This is a genomic window from Candidatus Nitrosopumilus sp., from assembly GCF_965263415.1.
Lineage (GTDB): Archaea > Thermoproteota > Nitrososphaeria > Nitrososphaerales > Nitrosopumilaceae > Nitrosopumilus.
The window spans coordinates 102090-118372 of record NZ_OZ253671.1 but is presented as its reverse complement, the minus strand read 5'-3'; the positions used below and the strand labels follow the sequence as shown (position 1 = coordinate 118372).

At 35.3% G+C, this 16283-nt stretch carries 15 protein-coding genes and 1 tRNA gene; 13 read left to right on the top strand and 3 right to left on the bottom strand.

Annotated features, from left to right (window positions below):
• Window positions 1–80 precede the first annotated feature (80 nt).
• The 10 genes from ACQY22_RS01250 to ACQY22_RS01205 all read left to right on the top strand — a co-directional run bounded on the left by ACQY22_RS01250 (window position 81) and on the right by ACQY22_RS01205 (window position 12527).
• The gene (locus ACQY22_RS01250; protein ID WP_428324754.1) at window positions 81–332 is read left to right on the top strand and encodes a DNA-directed RNA polymerase subunit H; all 252 of its coding nucleotides are present in this window, start codon (window positions 81–83) and stop codon (window positions 330–332) included.
• Entirely contained in the window at window positions 333–3680 is a 3348-nt protein-coding gene (locus ACQY22_RS01245; RefSeq protein ID WP_428324753.1) for a DNA-directed RNA polymerase subunit B, read from the top strand. It abuts the gene before it with no gap.
• Window positions 3680–7471, top strand: coding sequence for a DNA-directed RNA polymerase subunit A' (locus ACQY22_RS01240; protein ID WP_428324752.1), 3792 nt, complete (start codon window positions 3680–3682; stop codon window positions 7469–7471). The genes ACQY22_RS01245 and ACQY22_RS01240 overlap by 1 nt, the downstream gene beginning before the upstream one ends.
• A 13-nt stretch (window positions 7472–7484) precedes the next feature.
• On the top strand, window positions 7485–7718 hold the full coding sequence (locus tag ACQY22_RS01235; RefSeq protein ID WP_428324751.1) for an LSm family protein: 234 nt from the start codon (window positions 7485–7487) through the stop codon (window positions 7716–7718).
• A gap of 36 nt (window positions 7719–7754) precedes the next feature.
• Window positions 7755–8933, top strand: coding sequence for a hypothetical protein (locus ACQY22_RS01230; protein WP_428324750.1), 1179 nt, complete (start codon window positions 7755–7757; stop codon window positions 8931–8933).
• 82 nt (window positions 8934–9015) lie between these two features.
• Window positions 9016–10566: a tetratricopeptide repeat protein gene (locus ACQY22_RS01225; RefSeq protein ID WP_428324749.1), complete on the top strand. Its 1551-nt coding sequence runs from the start codon at window positions 9016–9018 to the stop codon at window positions 10564–10566.
• 73 nt (window positions 10567–10639) lie between these two features.
• Complete coding sequence (locus tag ACQY22_RS01220; RefSeq protein ID WP_428324748.1) at window positions 10640–10963, top strand: ribosomal L7Ae/L30e/S12e/Gadd45 family protein; 324 nt, start codon at window positions 10640–10642, stop codon at window positions 10961–10963.
• Between the two features lie 54 nt (window positions 10964–11017).
• A complete protein-coding gene (locus ACQY22_RS01215; protein ID WP_012214736.1) occupies window positions 11018–11482 on the top strand; it encodes a NusA-like transcription termination signal-binding factor in 465 nt (154 codons plus the stop codon).
• A gap of 3 nt (window positions 11483–11485) precedes the next feature.
• Entirely contained in the window at window positions 11486–11923 is a 438-nt protein-coding gene (locus ACQY22_RS01210) for a 30S ribosomal protein S12 (protein WP_428324747.1), read from the top strand.
• Between the two features lie 4 nt (window positions 11924–11927).
• Complete coding sequence (locus ACQY22_RS01205) at window positions 11928–12527, top strand: 30S ribosomal protein S7 (protein WP_012214738.1); 600 nt, start codon at window positions 11928–11930, stop codon at window positions 12525–12527.
• 20 nt (window positions 12528–12547) lie between these two features.
• Here the strand turns inward: ACQY22_RS01205 and ACQY22_RS01200 are convergent.
• Together ACQY22_RS01200 and ACQY22_RS01195 are read right to left on the bottom strand one after the other, a co-directional pair.
• A tRNA-Gln gene (locus tag ACQY22_RS01200) sits at window positions 12548–12638 on the bottom strand.
• 46 nt (window positions 12639–12684) lie between these two features.
• Window positions 12685–13005 (bottom strand): hypothetical protein, encoded by a 321-nt coding sequence (locus tag ACQY22_RS01195; protein ID WP_428324746.1) that lies wholly within the window; start codon window positions 13003–13005, stop codon window positions 12685–12687.
• Between the two features lie 31 nt (window positions 13006–13036).
• On the opposite strand from ACQY22_RS01195, the gene ACQY22_RS01190 reads away from it, so the two are divergent.
• Both ACQY22_RS01190 and ACQY22_RS01185 read left to right on the top strand, forming a co-directional pair.
• The gene (locus ACQY22_RS01190) at window positions 13037–13741 is read left to right on the top strand and encodes a YkgJ family cysteine cluster protein (protein ID WP_428324745.1); all 705 of its coding nucleotides are present in this window, start codon (window positions 13037–13039) and stop codon (window positions 13739–13741) included.
• A gap of 1 nt (window position 13742) precedes the next feature.
• The gene (locus ACQY22_RS01185; protein WP_428324744.1) at window positions 13743–14195 is read left to right on the top strand and encodes a GNAT family N-acetyltransferase; all 453 of its coding nucleotides are present in this window, start codon (window positions 13743–13745) and stop codon (window positions 14193–14195) included.
• Between the two features lie 145 nt (window positions 14196–14340).
• On the opposite strand, the gene ACQY22_RS01180 is transcribed toward ACQY22_RS01185, so the two are convergent.
• Window positions 14341–15354, bottom strand: a complete 1014-nt coding sequence (locus ACQY22_RS01180; protein WP_428324743.1) for an NAD(P)/FAD-dependent oxidoreductase — start codon at window positions 15352–15354, stop codon at window positions 14341–14343.
• Window positions 15355–15654: 300 nt separating this feature from the next.
• Here ACQY22_RS01180 and ACQY22_RS01175 point away from each other — a divergent pair, with 300 nt between their 5' ends.
• Window positions 15655–16257, top strand: a complete 603-nt coding sequence (locus ACQY22_RS01175) for a nitroreductase family protein (RefSeq protein ID WP_428324742.1) — start codon at window positions 15655–15657, stop codon at window positions 16255–16257.
• Window positions 16258–16283: the final 26 nt, after the last annotated feature.

The window sequence follows — 16283 nt, the reverse complement described above, 5'->3', positions numbered from 1 at the left end:
ATTAACCTGAGCGTGAGATTTTGACAGTTTGTGTGTATTCATTACTGTTACATTTAATGTTCGACGTGGGGGTTTTGTAATTGGCAACTAAGAAAAACCAAATTCTTGTACCTGATCACATCTATGTTCCAAAACATGAAATTATTTCAAAAAAAGAGGCTGAAGATGTTTTAAAAAAATACAACTGTAAACCAACTGAATTACCCTTAATCTTTGTAAACGATCCTGCAATTTTGGGACTTGGCGTAAAACCAGGTGATATGATAAAAATCACAAGAAAAAGCCCAACTGCCGGTGAGGGACTCTATTACCGATACGTGGTGGAAGTATAGATGGCAGATTCATCCACCAAACGTTGGCCAGTAATTCAAGATATCTTGAAAAGAGAAGGTATTGCACGTCAACACCTAAACTCATTTGATGAATTTTTAGAAAGAGGATTACAAAGTATTATCAACGAAGTTGGTCAGATTGATATTGAAAATGCTGAATATCCTTACAAAATTCAATTAGGAAAAGTTAAACTTCAACAACCTAGAATGATGGAACTTGATGGTTCTATTACTCATATTACTCCTGCAGAAGCAAGATTGAGAAATGTATCTTATTCTGCACCCGTAATGATGGAAGCAAGTGTTGTTGAAGATGGAAAAATCCTTGAATCTAGATTTGTTCACATTGGTGATGTTCCAGTTATGGCAAAATCAAATGCATGCATATTGCACAATTTCTCTACTCAAAAATTAGTTGAACACGGTGAAGATCCAAACGATCCCGGTGGTTACTTTATCATTAATGGTTCTGAAAGAGTTATTGTTGGACTAGAAGATCTCTCCTACAACAAAATTATTGTTGACAGAGAAACAGTAGGTGGAAACATTGTTCACAAAGCCAAAGTATATTCTTCAATTGTTGGCTATCGTGCAAAATTAGAACTTGTCATGAAAAATGATGGATTAATTGTTGCCAGAATTCCTGGTTCACCCGTTGACATCCCAGTAGTTACTTTGATGAGAGCACTTGGTTTAGAATCTGATAGAGAAATTGCAGCAGCAGTTTCTTTGGTAGATGAACTCCAAGATGAATTAGAAGCATCTTTTGAAAAAGCAGGAGATGTTCCAACTGCAAAAGATGCCATTGTTTACATCAGTAAGAGAATTGCACCTGGAATGCTTGAAGAGTTCCAGATCAAACGTGCTGAGACTTTGCTTGATTGGGGTCTCTTGCCTCATTTGGGTAAACATCCTGAAAACAGAAAAGAAAAGGCGCAATTCTTAGGCGAAGCAGCTTGTAAATTATTAGAATTAAGACTTGATTGGATCAAACCAGATGACAAAGACCATTATGGAAATAAAGTCATCAAATTTGCAGGACAAATGCTTGCAGATTTGTTTAGAACTGCATTTAGAAATCTTGTCCGTGATATGAAATACCAATTAGAACGTTCTGGACAAAAACGTGGAATTAATGCAGTAGCAGCTGCAATCCGTCCTGGAATTATTACTGATAAATTAAACAATGCAATTGCCACTGGAAATTGGGGTAGAGGTAGAGTCGGTGTTACTCAACTACTTGATAGAACAAACTATCTTTCAACAATCAGTCATCTTAGAAGAATTCAATCTCCTCTTAGTAGAACTCAGCCAAACTTTGAGGCAAGAGATTTGCACGCAACACATTTTGGAAGAATCTGTCCAAGTGAAACTCCTGAAGGCTCTAACTGTGGCCTTGTAAAGAATTTGGCATTGTCTGGAATTATTTCTGTAAATGTTCCTTCTGAAGAAATTGTAGAGAAACTCTATGATCTTGGAACTGTTCACTTTTTTGATGCAAAAGAAGATTTGAAGAAAGATGGAACTAGAATCTTTGTAGATGGTAGATTAATTGGATACTACAAAGATGGTGAACAACTAGCAGAGTCACTTAGAGACTTGAGAAGAAACTCAAAGATTCATCCACATGTTGGTGTATCATTCCACAAATCTGAAATTGAGGGTTCTACAAGAAGACTTTACGTTAATTGTAATGCAGGACGTGTTTTAAGACCATTAATCATCATAAAAGATAACAAACCGCTACTCACTGCTGATTTACTCGATAAAATATCAAAGAAACTCATCTCATGGACTGATCTCTTGAGGATGGGTGTCTTAGAAATGATTGATGCAAATGAAGAAGAAAACTGTTATGTCACACTAAATGAGAAAGACACAAAGAAATACACTCACCTTGAAGTTTTCCCACCTGCAATACTTGGTGCAGGTGCTTCAATCATTCCATATCCTGAACATAACCAATCTCCAAGAAACACATACGAATCTGCAATGGCAAAACAGAGTTTAGGATTTTCAACACCAATGATGAATACTAGTACATATGTTAGACAACACTTTATGCTATATCCTCAAGTCCCAATCGTCAACACAAAAGCAATGAAACTTTTAGGATTAGAAGACAGACCTGCAGGTCAGAACTGTGTTGTTGCAGTATTGCCTTTTGATGGTTACAACATTGAAGATGCAATTGTTCTTAGTAAAGCATCAGTTGATAGAGGTTTAGGAAGAACATTCTTCTTTAGAATTTATGATGCTGAAGCAAAACAATATCCTGGTGGAATGCGTGATGCATTTGAAATTCCAAATGCTGAAGATAACATTCGAGGATACAAAGGAGAACGTGCATACAGACTATTGGAAGAAGATGGTGTTGTTGCAACAGAATCTCCAGTAAAAGGTGGAGATATTTTAATTGGAAAAACTAGTCCTCCAAGATTTATGGAAGAATATAGAGAGTTTGAATCCTCTGGTCCTTATAGAAGAGATACATCAATTGGTGTTAGGCCATCAGAAACTGGTGTTGTTGATACTGTAGTTATGACTCAATCAAATGAAGGTGGAAAGATGTACAAGATTCGAGCAAGAGATATGAGAATCCCTGAAATTGGTGACAAGTTTGCATCACGACACGGACAAAAAGGAGTCTTGGGAATTTTAGCTAAAGCAGAAGATTTGCCATATACTGCAAATGGAATGTCTCCTGATGTTTTGATTAATCCACACGCATTCCCATCTAGAATGACTGTTGGTATGATGATGGAATCCATATGTGGAAAATCTGCCGCATTACGTGGAAAGAGATTTGATGGGTCTGCATTTGTTGGAGAAAAAATGGATGAAGTAAGAGAGGTAATGGATGCACATGGCTTTGAATATTCTGGTAAAGAAATAATGTATGATGGAAGAACTGGAAAATCATTTCCAGTAGAAGTTTTCATTGGAGTTGTGTACTATCAGAAACTACATCACATGGTTGCAGACAAGATTCATGCAAGAGCACGTGGGCAAGTCCAGATGTTAACAAAACAACCAACAGAAGGAAGAGCAAGAGGCGGTGGTCTTAGATTCGGTGAAATGGAGAGAGACTGTTTGATTGCTTATGGTGCTTCTATGATTCTTAAAGACAGATTACTTGATGAGTCTGATAAATCTGATATTTTTGTATGTGAGAGATGTGGTCTTGTTGCTTATCATGATGTTAAACAAAGAAAATATGTCTGTAGAGTTTGTGGTGACAAAGCCAAAGTCTCATCAGTTTCAGTTGCATATGCATTCAAGTTACTCTTACAAGAGATGCAGAGTCTTAACGTCGCACCAAGATTGTTAATCAAGGAGAAACTATAATGTCCATTCAAGCAGTAAAAGCAATTGATGGAATTAGATTCTCCGTTTGGTCTCCAACTGAAATCAGAAAATATTCAGTTGCAGAAATCACTGCTCCAGAAACCTATGATGAAGATGGAATGCCTGTTCAAGGAGGTTTGATGGATGGCAGACTGGGAACATTAGAGCCTGGACAAAAATGTCTAACATGTGGAAACACTGCAGCACGATGTCCTGGACACTTTGGACATTTGGAATTAGCAGAACCAGTTTTACATATTGCATTTATTGATAATATCTACAAATTATTACAATCAACATGTCGTTCTTGTGCAAGACTAAAAGTTCCACAAGAAGATCTTAATGTTTTCAAAACTATCAAAGAGAAACATGCAGCTTATACTGTAATTTCCCAAAAACGTATTCCAGAACAAATCATTGAAAAAGCAAAGAAAGCAAAAGAATGTCCTCATTGTGGTAAAACACAATACGAACTAATCTTTACAAAGCCAACTATTTTTGTAGAAAAAACAGAAATTGGTGAACACAGATTACTTCCAATCACAATAAGAGAAAGATTCTCCCAAATCATTGATGAAGATTTAGAATTATTATCATATGATCCCGTAACTGCAAGACCTGAATGGTTTGTCTTACAAGCATTTCCTGTTCCACCAGTAACTGTTAGACCTTCAATCATTCTAGAAACTGGAATTAGATCAGAAGATGACTTAACTCACAAGATGGTAGATATTATCAGGGTTAATCAGAGACTAAAAGAAAGTAAAGATGCTGGTACTCCTCCATTAATTGTTCAAGACTTGGTAGACCTATTACAATATCATACCACAACATACTTTGATAATGAGGTATCTGGAATTCCACAAGCTCATCATCGTTCTGGTCGTCCTCTTAAAACCTTAACTCAAAGACTCAAAGGAAAAGAAGGAAGATTCAGAGGTTCACTGTCTGGAAAAAGAGTTGACTTTTCAAGTAGAACTGTAATTTCACCTGATCCTAACTTGGACTTGAGTGAGGTTGGTGTTCCAGAAGCAGTAGCCATGAAACTAACCATTCCTGAAATCGTCACAGAATGGAATATTGAGAGAATGAGAAAACTCGTAATTAATGGACCTGAGAAATTCCCAGGTGTAAACTATATTGTCAGACCTGACGGTGTAAAGATTAGACTTGATTTCGTAGAGGATCGTTCCACAATTGCTGAAACACTTGAGATTGGATACTTGGTAGAAAGACATCTTGCAGATGGTGACATTGTCATGTTCAACAGACAACCATCACTTCACCAGATGTCCATCATGGCACACTATGTCCGTGTACTTCCCGGAAAAACATTCAGATTACATCCATCAGTTTGTCCTCCTTACAACGCAGACTTTGATGGTGATGAAATGAACCTTCACGTCCCACAAAGTGAGGAAGCAAGAGCAGAAGCAATTCTCTTAATGAGAGTTCAAGATCAATTAATCTCTCCAAGATATGGTGGTCCAATTATTGGTGCACTAAGAGACTTTGTAACTGGAGCATATCTTCTAACTAAAGACGATACTGTGTTAACTGTTCAAGAATTTTCAAACCTTGCAATGCTTGGTGGCTATGCCGATCCTTTACCAAAACCTGGAACCAAAACTAAAGATGGTCCTACATATACTGGAAGACAACTTTTCTCATTATTCTTACCCAAAGACTTCAACTATGTTATCACCTCAAAATGGTCAAAGGGAACAAAAGGACAAGCAAAAGATGTTGTAATTAAAAATGGTGAATTAATCAGTGGTGTAATTGACAAATCTTCAATTGGTGCAGAAGAACCAGAAAGTGTTCTTCACAGAATTGCAAAAGACTATGGTAATGCAGTAGGAAAAAGTTTCCTCAACTCTATTCTCATTATGGTAAAACAGTTCATCACCCATTATGGTTTCAGTTATGGTTATGGTGACCTTATTGTACCTGACAAAGATAAACAACAGATTCTTGATGATATCCAAGGAACTTATGATATTGTAAGTGATTTCACTGATCAATACAAGAAAGGAACCCTCAAACTCACTAGAGGTATGAAACCTGAAGAAGCCTTAGAGGCATACATTGTAAATGAATTAGGTAAAGCAAGAGACAAGGCAGGATCTTTAGCAAATGATTGTCTTCCAGCAGATAATGCAGGAAAAATTATGGCTACAACTGGTGCAAGAGGTTCCTCACTTAACGTAGGTCAGATGGCAGGAGCTCTTGGACAACAATCAAGAAGAGGAAATAGACTTCATGATGGTTACAACAACAGAGCATTAACTCACTATCAAGAACATGATGATAATCCTGATGCACATGGATTTGTAAAATCCAATTATAGAGAAGGACTATCTGCACTGGAATTCTTCTTCCACGCAATGGGTGGCCGTGAAGGACTAGTAGACACTGCAGTTAGAACACAACAAAGCGGTTACATGCAGCGTAGATTGATTAACGCATTAGAACACATTAGATTAGAATATGATGGAACAGTAAGAGATCCTCATGGACATATCGTACAATTCCTCTATGGTGAAGATGGAATTGATGTACAAAAAAGTGATCATGGTGAAGCATTTAATCCAAGTAGATTAATTGAATCTCAAAAAATTATTGATTCTGGCAAAAAGGCAACAAAAGAAGAGATTGAAACTCTAGCCAAGAAATACACAAAGACATTCAATCCAAGATTAACAAAACTTGTAACTGATACATTACAAAATTCAGAATTAAGTAAAGATGGTACTGAGGCAGTATGTAAGAAAGGACTATTACTTTACAACAAAGCAAAAGTAGAACCAGGACAAGCAGTAGGAATTATCACTGCACAATCAATTGGTGAACCCGGTACTCAGATGACATTAAGAACATTCCACTTTGCAGGAATTAAAGAACGAAACGTAACATTAGGCCTTCCAAGATTAATTGAATTGGTTGATGCACGAAAGAAACCAGTAACTCCAACTATGGATATCTATCTTGATGAAGAATCAAAGAAATCAAGAGAAAAAGCAATAGAAGTTGCAAGAAATGTTTTGCAAACCAAAGTAAGTGCTTTGATTGCAGATAGTGAGACTGATTATGCAACTGAAATTAAATTAATTTTAAGTGAAAATAGGCTCAGAGAGAGAGGTTGCTCTATTACAGAAGTTGAAGCCGCATTATCTTCTAACAAAAAATTCAAGATGGAGACAACTGGCGAGTTAATCACTCTAAAACTAGTTGAGGAATCTGATACTGCAACAGTAATTGCAATTAGAAACAAGGTTCTCAATACAACTGTCAAAGGTGTACCTGACATTGAACGTGTCACACTTGTCCAAAAGGATGATGAGTGGGTTATTCAAACAACTGGTTCTAATGTTGCCAAAGTCTTAGAGGTCAAAGGAATCGATAAGAAAAACGTTAGAACAAACAACGTATTTGAGATTGCAGGAACCTTGGGTATTGAAGCTGCAAGAAATGCATTAATCAATGAACTTAACAGTACTCTAGAAGACCAAGGACTTGAAGTTGATAACAGATACATTATGTTAGTAGCTGATTTGATGTGTTCTCGTGGTTACATGCAACAAATTGGAAGACACGGAATTGCTGGAACTAAAGATAGTGTCTTGGCAAGAGCTGCATTTGAGATTACTGTTCCAACAATTGCACATGCTGCGCTTGGTGGAGAGATTGAACAACTCAAAGGTATTACTGAAAATGTAATTGTTGGAAGTAACATTCCAATTGGTAGTGGTACAGTTGATTTGTACATGCAAGTAAGCAAGAAGAAATAGTTGGATGATAATTATGGCCGATGAAATCTCAACACTAATGGCAAACTCCAAAGACAAAGTTGTATTACTTCGATTAAGAAATAACAAAACAATTCAAGGAACTCTCAAAGATTTTGATATCCACATGAATCTTACTCTAGAAAATGCTGAGGATATTTCTGAAGAAAAACATACTTCTATAGGTAAAGTTTTGCTTCGTGGCGATAACATTTTGGCAATATCTCTTCCTAAAGAAGAATCAAACTAACAAACCATAAATCTGAAACATTCTATATGAAAAGTATTGTTTGAAATTTTATTTTTAATTTTCATTTTACCATTTGCAACTGCTCAAGAAATCCCAGATTATGACAAACCATATGCTCCAATATTTTTTGACAAACCAATTTATTCTTGGACTGATAAAATACAAGTCAAAATAATTGCTCCTAGTTGGAACACAGACAAAAACTTGATTGACTCCATTGGAGATGACAATGACAATCCAATTAAAATTTCAACACGAAGTCATTCACTAGAACCATACAGACTAACTGAAACAGACGTATCAAGTGGAATATTTACTGGTGAAATTATTCTAACTGGTTTTTTACATGATGCTGATGGTGATGGTGATTATGATACTACTCCTAGAACTATCGGTACTGGTCCTACAAGTGGATTCTTGGAAGTTGAAAGAGATTCAGCAATTACTGTATCCTTTGAATTTGCTGATGGTGTAGTATTATCTGAATCTGTACCCGTATCTTGGAATCTTGGAACAGTAGAATTTGAAAATGACATTTTCTTGAGCAATGATTCTGTTATAGTTAGAATAATTGATCTTGACATGAATCTTAATCCTGAGGCAATTGATCATATTGTTGTAGAAGTTTTTTCAGATTCTGATGTAGGTGGAATTACTGCAAATGCCATAGAAACATCTGAAGACTCGGGCTCTTTTGTTGCAATAATATCACTTACTCAAAATTCTGCATCAAGTGGAAATAGACTCTATGCCATTCCTGGTGATGTAATTTCTGCTAGATATTCTGATTACACTCTGCCAAAACCCTATTCTGAATCTGATAATTTAGAAATTCAGACTCAATCACGAGTTGAATCATCAGTACCTTCAACATTGAGATTAGAAAATTCTAAAATTAATATTTCTGATAGCTTTGGAAACAATCTCACTTCTCTTTCTCCTAACCAACAAATTCAAATTGTTGGAAGTCTATCAAACACACAAGAATTTGATCAAAAGTTTGTTTATTTATTTCAAGTAAAAAATTCTCAAAACTATGTAGAATCTCTTTCTTGGATTCAAGGTCAGTTATCGTCAGGACAAAATCTTGATGTATCTCAATCTTGGATCCCAAAAAATTCTGGCGAGTATACTATTGAAACATTTGTTTGGACTTCACTAAAAGATCCAACTGCACTATCTAATTCTATAACAAGATCTGTTTCTATAGAATGAAAAAGTATCAATTATACGTGATTATTAAATAGAAAATTACGTGTTTTTTGTTGTGATGCGCTTAATTTTAGGAATAACCCTAGTGTTAGCAGCTTTTACACCACTTGTTTTCAATGATGTTTTCGCTGATTCATTTAATGTGAGTTTTAACAAGGATAGTTTTCAAACTGGTGACACACTAGTAATTTCTGGTCAGATAATTGATTTTGGAATGCCTGTTATTGCTATGAGCATATTTGACCCTGATGGGAACATTCTGTCTGCAAATAATTTGGATCTTTCATCTGATGGTAGTTTTTCAAAAACAATTCCTTTAGAACCCCCCTTCTATGAAATACCTGGTGAATATCTCATAAAATTTGATTATGGTCAAGTTACTGAAGAACATAACTTTGTAATCACAAGAGATGTTGTTGAATTTGAACCTGAAACCGTCCCTCAAGAAGTCATCGTACCTGAAATCACATCTTTCTATACTGAAAAAGATCGTTATTCTGATGGCGACACAATCAAAATTTTTGGAAGTGTTTCGATTTTGAATTCACCTACTGTCTTAATTGGGGTTCATGATCCATTTGGAACTCCTACTGGATTCTATTTTGGAAACATAAACAATGACTTGGAGTTTTCTACAAGTTTTCTTGTAAAAGATGGTGTAAATTTTAAAGCTGAGGGAACATATTCAATAAAAGCACATTATGCTGAAACTGATGTAGAATATTTCTTTGAATATTCTACAGCACTTCCTACAACAACACAAACAACTGAAGACACTACAGAAACAACTGAAGACACTACAGAAACAACTGAAGACACTACAGAAACAACTGAAGACACTACAGAAACAACTGAAGACACTACAGAAACAACTGAAGACACTACAGAAACAACTGAAGACACTACAGAAACAACTGAAGACACTACAGAAACAACTGAAAAAATAGAAACTAAAATAAAAATTGTTGAAAAAGAAACTCAAATAAATAATAACTCTGAAAATATTTTAAAAAATGATGAACATGATAACCTTTCAGTAGAAGATATTGAACTTGGAAAACTATTAAATCAAATTAATCTTGATTGTGATTCTAGTACTTTTGTTGATACAATTTCTTATTATGATGGTATGGGCCCTGCACTTTATCGATTATGTCAATTCGATAACTCATTGAATTTTTTTAATGAGTCTTTGATTAATGATCCTGATAATGTTGAAATTCTTGTCAATAAAGGTTCTACACTAGGAAAAGTTGGATCTGTCTCTGAAGCAATTGCATATTATGATCATGCTATTGCTCTTGATCCTGAATACTTACCTGCAAAAAACAACAAAGCAAATGCATTGGCAAATCTCGGAAACCTTGATGATGCCATTTTACTTTACAATGAAATCCTAGAGGAAAACCCCGATTACCATACCGCAAGAACAAATCTTAATACTGCATTATTACTAAATTCAGAAACTCCAGAAATCCCTGTAGTTAGTATTACTGAATCTGAAATTGAAGTTTTACCAAATGAAAAAACTTTACCTGAAAAAATAATTCCAAAAGAGAATAAAAATAAAACACAACCTAACTTTTTTGAAGAATTATCTCGTGTATTTTCATCTTTGTTTGGTTTTACTGAATGATCTTTGTTTTTGTGTGCGTAATTTTTCCATAAACCTATAAAGCCCTGTTGCGACGATGCTCATAAGGAAAAACATGAGTAAGATACTTGAAAAATCTTTGAAGGATGCCCGTAAAGAAGGAAAACTAACAATGGGTGCTAAACAAGTTTTGAACTCTGTAAAAAATTCCAAGCTAATTGTATTGTCTCAATCTGTAGAGAAAGAAATGATTGGGCAAATTGAATCAGATGCAAAAAAAGAAAAAATACCTTTAGTGAACTTCCAAGGAACTTCAGTCGCATTGGGTAGATTGTGTGGCTTACAATTTAGAATTTCAACAATTTCATTCACATCAATTGATGACGCAAACATCAAATCAATTTTAAAAGATACAGAAGCTGAGGAAAAAAATGATTAGAGATATTATTGAAAGTTTAAATGAGACATTTTTTGTTTGGAGACATTAAGAATTATGACACAATCAATCAAACTAACAACGGATCAAATGCGTATGATGTCTTTGTTCCAAAATGTTACAGGTGCAACAGCACGTGATTGTGTCGAAGATGAAAAACAAGATAGAGTGATTTTTGTAGTTAACACCGGAAAGATGGGCCTTGCAATTGGTAAGGGTGGAATGCATATCAAATCATTACAAAACATTGTAAAGAGAAATGTTGAACTCGTAGAATTTGACGAGGATCCAGCAAAATTTTTGTCCAATTTGCTTAATTCTAAACTAGTATCTGAAGTAAAAATAAATACACGGGCAGATGGGACAAAACAGGCAATCGTTATGGTAGACCCAAGAAAGAAAGGAATTGTTGTAGGCAGAGAGGGCAGAAACGCTGAGAAGGCAAGAATGCTTGCAAAACGATATTTTGATATTACTAGTGTCTTGATTAACAGTCCTGAAAGACAAACTTTGGAGATGTAGATTATGAGAAAATCACCACTTGGATTATTTGCAGGCAGAGTTCTAACTACTAAAAAGAAGAAACAGAGATGGGCAATCTCTACTTACAAAAGAAGAGAATTGGGTATTGATAAAAAAGCAGACCCTCTTGGTGGTGCTCCTCAGGCAAGAGGTATTGTTTTAGAAAAAGTTGGAGTTGCAGCAAAACAACCAAACTCTGCAATTAGAAAATGTGTTCGTGTTCAATTAATTAAAAATGGTAAAACTGTTACAGCATTCTTGCCAAGAGATGGTGCAATGAACTTTATTGATGAACATGATGAAGTTCACATTCAAGGAATGGGTGCAACTCAAGGTGGTGCAATGGGTGATATTCCTGGTGTTAGATTCAAAGTATTCAAAGTAAATGGCACTTCATTACATGAACTAGTAATTGGAAAGAAGGAGAAACCAAGGAGATAGAGAAATGGCACAAACAAAAAACTTGTTACTATTTAGAAAATGGGATTTATCTGATATTGAAGTCAAAGATCCTGGTCTTAAAACTGCGATTTCTCTAAGAAAACAAATCTTACCATACACTTTTGGTCGATCTGCACTCAAAAGATTCAACAAAGCAGATGTCAACATTGTTGAAAGATTAATCAACAAGACGATGCACTTTGGTAAAAAATACGCAAAAAATACTGGTAGAATGACTGGAAAGAAAACCAAAGTTCTCAATACAGTTAGAACTGCATTTACAATTATTGAACTCAAAACTGGTAAAAATCCAGTAGAGGTACTAGTTAGAGCAGTTGAAAATTCAGCTCCTAACGAGGACACAACAAGAATTGTTTATGGTGGTACTGTTTACCACGTATCAGTTGATGTTGCACCGATTAGAAGAGTAGACTTGGCTTTGAGATTCATTGCTGATGCAATCAAAGAATCTACATTCTCAAATCCAAAACCAATTGAAGAACATATGGCAGAACAACTAATTTTGGCTGCAGAAAACGATCCTAATGCTCCTTCTGTAAAGAAGAAGAACGAGTTAGAAAGAATCGCACAAGCATCAAGATAGACCTTTTAAAAATAATCCAGTAGCCCGAGGCAGATTCGAACTGCCGTCTCCGCCTATATCCACTTTGTGAGATCCAGAGGGCAGAATCCTTGACCGCTAGACTATCGGGCTACTTGAAAGAAATTTTGAATGTTTAGAATATAATCATTTGTTGTAATTACTTTAGTCTGACTTCTCTAATTGCAGTTGCATAATCACAATCTGCTCTTAGTCGCATGTATGGAATCAACTTGTAATGAATAGAGTAAATGGTTCCTTCTTTGAGTATGATTCCTTTTTGTTGAAGTGATGCCAACCCTCTTGATGGGACATTAATTGAGAGATTGTATTGTTGGCAAATTTTATCACGTTTGTCTTGGAATTGTTTCAAAGTAAATGCAACATCATTTATTTCTAAAATTAAAGGCCAAATTATTTCTGACCAAACAAATCTTCTGTTTCCTGTAGCTGAAGCATATTTGCCTTTTTCACTCAACATTAATAATATCTGCAAATGATGTTATAACTTATTGTCCCACAAAGAGATTGAGGAATCATTAGATTTACTGCAAAAAGATTGGGACGTTGACCCTATACTTCGAAACTTTATGCTGGGAAAAATTACTGATGTTTCTGATAGACCAATCAAAGTAAAAGATGTTGTATTTCATGTACCTTATCTGAATTCTGAAAAAAAATTCATTTTGTGGAAATGTTTTTGGCCTGATTGTCATAACTGCTGTGACCGACAAGGAAGATTGCCACTTACTTCTGATGATTTGATTACAATTGGTAAAGGTTTGAAATATCAACAGCCTTCAGAGTTTATCAAAAATGAAACCTTGACTGTTACTTATTCTGAACCTGGACCATCTGGACAGATGACCACAATGACTACAATTAATCTCAAAAGAAAAACAGATGAAACTGAGGCTGATGATGGTACTCACATTTCTTGTAGATTTTTGAATGAAGAAGGAGGATGTTCTATGCATCCAGACCGACCTGGTGTGTGTTATTTGTATCCATTCTCTAGCTGGCTTGAAAATGAGAAAGGAAAACCACGTGTTCATGCAACATATCAATTCACAGGAGACTGTCCAGGATTTTATTTGGCAGAAGACTTGGAACCAATGAAAGAAGAATTCAAGGAATATTCCAAAATAATTTATGATTACAACATGGCATCAAATAGAACAAACAGAGAAGGTTTTGGTTCTGTGAGTTTTAGTTAAGATGGCAAACGTAACGATTCGAGATGCAACAGACAAAGACATTCCAATAATTCTTGGATTGTTATATGATCTTGGACGTCCTAAACCCCACCAAGACTCTGATGTTGATTCATTTAGAAAACTTGTAAAAAATTACATACAAGATTCTGACAAAAAACTTCTTGTTGCAATTCTTGATGATGTGAAGATTGTTGGCATGATTAGTATGATGCTCTTATCAAGATTGAATCGTGATGCATTGGAGATGTATATTCCAGAATTAATTGTTCTTGGAAAACATCAAGGTCAAGGAATAGGAAAAAAACTAATCACTTCTTGTATTGCTTTTGCTACTGAGAAAAAATGCCATAGAATTAGACTAGACTCTGGAAATTCACGCAAAGAATCTCATGAATTCTACAAACACATAGGTTTTGAACAATCTTCGCTATCTTTTACAAAGAATCTTTCATAACTCAAATTTCTTTGACATTTCTTTGTAAATGACAAATTCTAGATCTTGTTTCATGTCAACAAATTGGTGTGCAAAATGCAGAAACCATACACAATCTGATGGGCATTGTCATTGTTCAGTTTGTGGTGATGAATTTTAGATAGATTTAGGCTTTGGCCACTTTCATCAAGTCAGCAATCTTGATGTCCATTCCAAATCTATCTTCGTTCTTTTTCATGTAACGAAAGATTGCAAGAAAATCTGGTAGTGATTTGAAGAAATTGAAATCTTTTTTAATTTTGGCTCTAACAAAGTTGAAAACTTTGGCATACACTTTGTAGTGTTCTTCAACTGCCTTTTCATATGCTTTGACATCATGCATGTTCTCTAAGAAAAGTTCAACACATTGCATTGATGGAATTATTCCTTCACCTAACAATGCATAGACTGTTCCAATAGATTCTCCGACACCTACTACTTTTCCTGAATAGTATGGTTTGCATCTGTCAGGAGTTGCTAATCTAATTGGCCTACCTTTAGTTTTGAGAACCTTGCCTCCGTGTTTTTTCAAAAAGTCATCAGTTGCCTTGATGTGATTTTTGTTGTAATCTCCTGCACCAACGTGGGCCCATTTTTCACCTAGTGGGAAATACCAGAAATATCCTGACATTCCAGGAAATGGCTCAATGTAAAAGTCATCATAGGGAACTCCATTTTCATATTCTACTTTGTATTCATATGTTGGCAAAAAGAAATCTTCCTTTAGCTTTGGCAAGTAAACCCTGTGAAATCCAGTACAATCAACTATCATATCATACTCTTTTTCTAATTCTTCAAGTGATGGTGGTTTACCGTAGATAATTTTAGAATCTTTAATGAAATCTTTGATTAGACCAATCTTGTCATAAGTACATAATCCATGTAACCCAATATCAAACTTAACATCATTGTTCATCTTGACATGCATGTTTTTTCCATCATGGATTAGAAAGTCGTTAAAATCTCTTCCAGTCTTTTTACAATATTCAGTAAGAATTGGCTTGATTGTACCCCAAGCACAAATGGAATCATGTCTCTCCTTTGGGTTTAACTCATATCCAGTAACGTCATGTTCAGAGTCTTTTAATCTAGCCATAAGATAGGACCCTGATACTCCCATTCCCATTACTGCAATTTTCAAGATATTTTGTGAATCATTGGGGTGTAATAAATAGACTATCTGAATTTGTTCGGGTTATTTCCCATTAGTAGAAATTATCAGTACTGGTTAAATACCAAATTCACATAATATGTTTAAGAAAAGACAAGTCTGTCGTCTGAAAACAATCGTTTCAGGCCTTAAGATGAAATCACTGTCATCAGAGGACAACCGTTTCTGATCTTAAGTGATAAGAGATGTCATCAAGGCTCATTTGGTCTTGGTCTTAATCTCGATTGTCTTTTCGTTTAATTTATTTTAGATTAATTTTGGATTTACTCCATGGATGTTTTCGAAGCAGTATCAACACGACGTGCAATTAAAAAGTTTGATCCAACTCACAAGATGACTTCTGAAGAAGTCAAGAAACTCATGGAGCATGTAATATTATCTCCAACTAGTTACAATCAACAAAACTGGAGATTTGTTTATGTCACTAATCATGATGTCAAAGAGAAAATTTCTGAAGCTGCTCGTGGACAAGCTCAACCAAAAGATGGTTCTTTGGTTGTTATTTTGTGTGGTGATATGACTGCATGGAAGACTGAACCACTACGTTATTGGAAGAACCATCCAACAGAAAAACAAGAATTGGTTAAAGCTTCACTTGAGAGAAAATATTCCACTGATACACAAGCTCAAAGAGATGAAGCAATTCGATCTTGTGGTATGGCAGCTCAAACAATAATGCTTGCAGCTCGTGATATGGGACTTGATTCATGTCCAATGGTTGGCTTTGAGTATGATGAGTTGGCCAAAGTAATCAATCTACCAGATAATCATCTTATAGTGATGATGGTTGTAGTTGGTAAAAGAGCAGAAGATGCAGCACAACGTGGAGGCCAGTTACCTTTAGATGATGTAGCCTTTGAGAACAAATTCTAGATATTTTTAATTAAGAGAATTAAAAG

Excerpts from the sequence above, each read along its gene's own strand:
- ACQY22_RS01195 (WP_428324746.1), bottom strand. The coding sequence starts at position 13,005 with ATGTTGAGTGAAAAAGGCAAATATGCTTCAGCTACAGGAAACAGAAGA.
- ACQY22_RS01235 (WP_428324751.1), top strand. The coding sequence starts at position 7,485 with ATGGCCGATGAAATCTCAACACTAATGGCAAACTCCAAAGACAAAGTT.
- ACQY22_RS01240 (WP_428324752.1), top strand. The coding sequence starts at position 3,680 with ATGTCCATTCAAGCAGTAAAAGCAATTGATGGAATTAGATTCTCCGTT.
- ACQY22_RS01215 (WP_012214736.1), top strand. The coding sequence starts at position 11,018 with ATGACACAATCAATCAAACTAACAACGGATCAAATGCGTATGATGTCT.
- ACQY22_RS01175 (WP_428324742.1), top strand. The coding sequence starts at position 15,655 with ATGGATGTTTTCGAAGCAGTATCAACACGACGTGCAATTAAAAAGTTT.
- ACQY22_RS01205 (WP_012214738.1), top strand. The coding sequence starts at position 11,928 with ATGGCACAAACAAAAAACTTGTTACTATTTAGAAAATGGGATTTATCT.
- ACQY22_RS01220 (WP_428324748.1), top strand. The coding sequence starts at position 10,640 with ATGAGTAAGATACTTGAAAAATCTTTGAAGGATGCCCGTAAAGAAGGA.
- ACQY22_RS01210 (WP_428324747.1), top strand. The coding sequence starts at position 11,486 with ATGAGAAAATCACCACTTGGATTATTTGCAGGCAGAGTTCTAACTACT.
- ACQY22_RS01185 (WP_428324744.1), top strand. The coding sequence starts at position 13,743 with ATGGCAAACGTAACGATTCGAGATGCAACAGACAAAGACATTCCAATA.
- ACQY22_RS01245 (WP_428324753.1), top strand. The coding sequence starts at position 333 with ATGGCAGATTCATCCACCAAACGTTGGCCAGTAATTCAAGATATCTTG.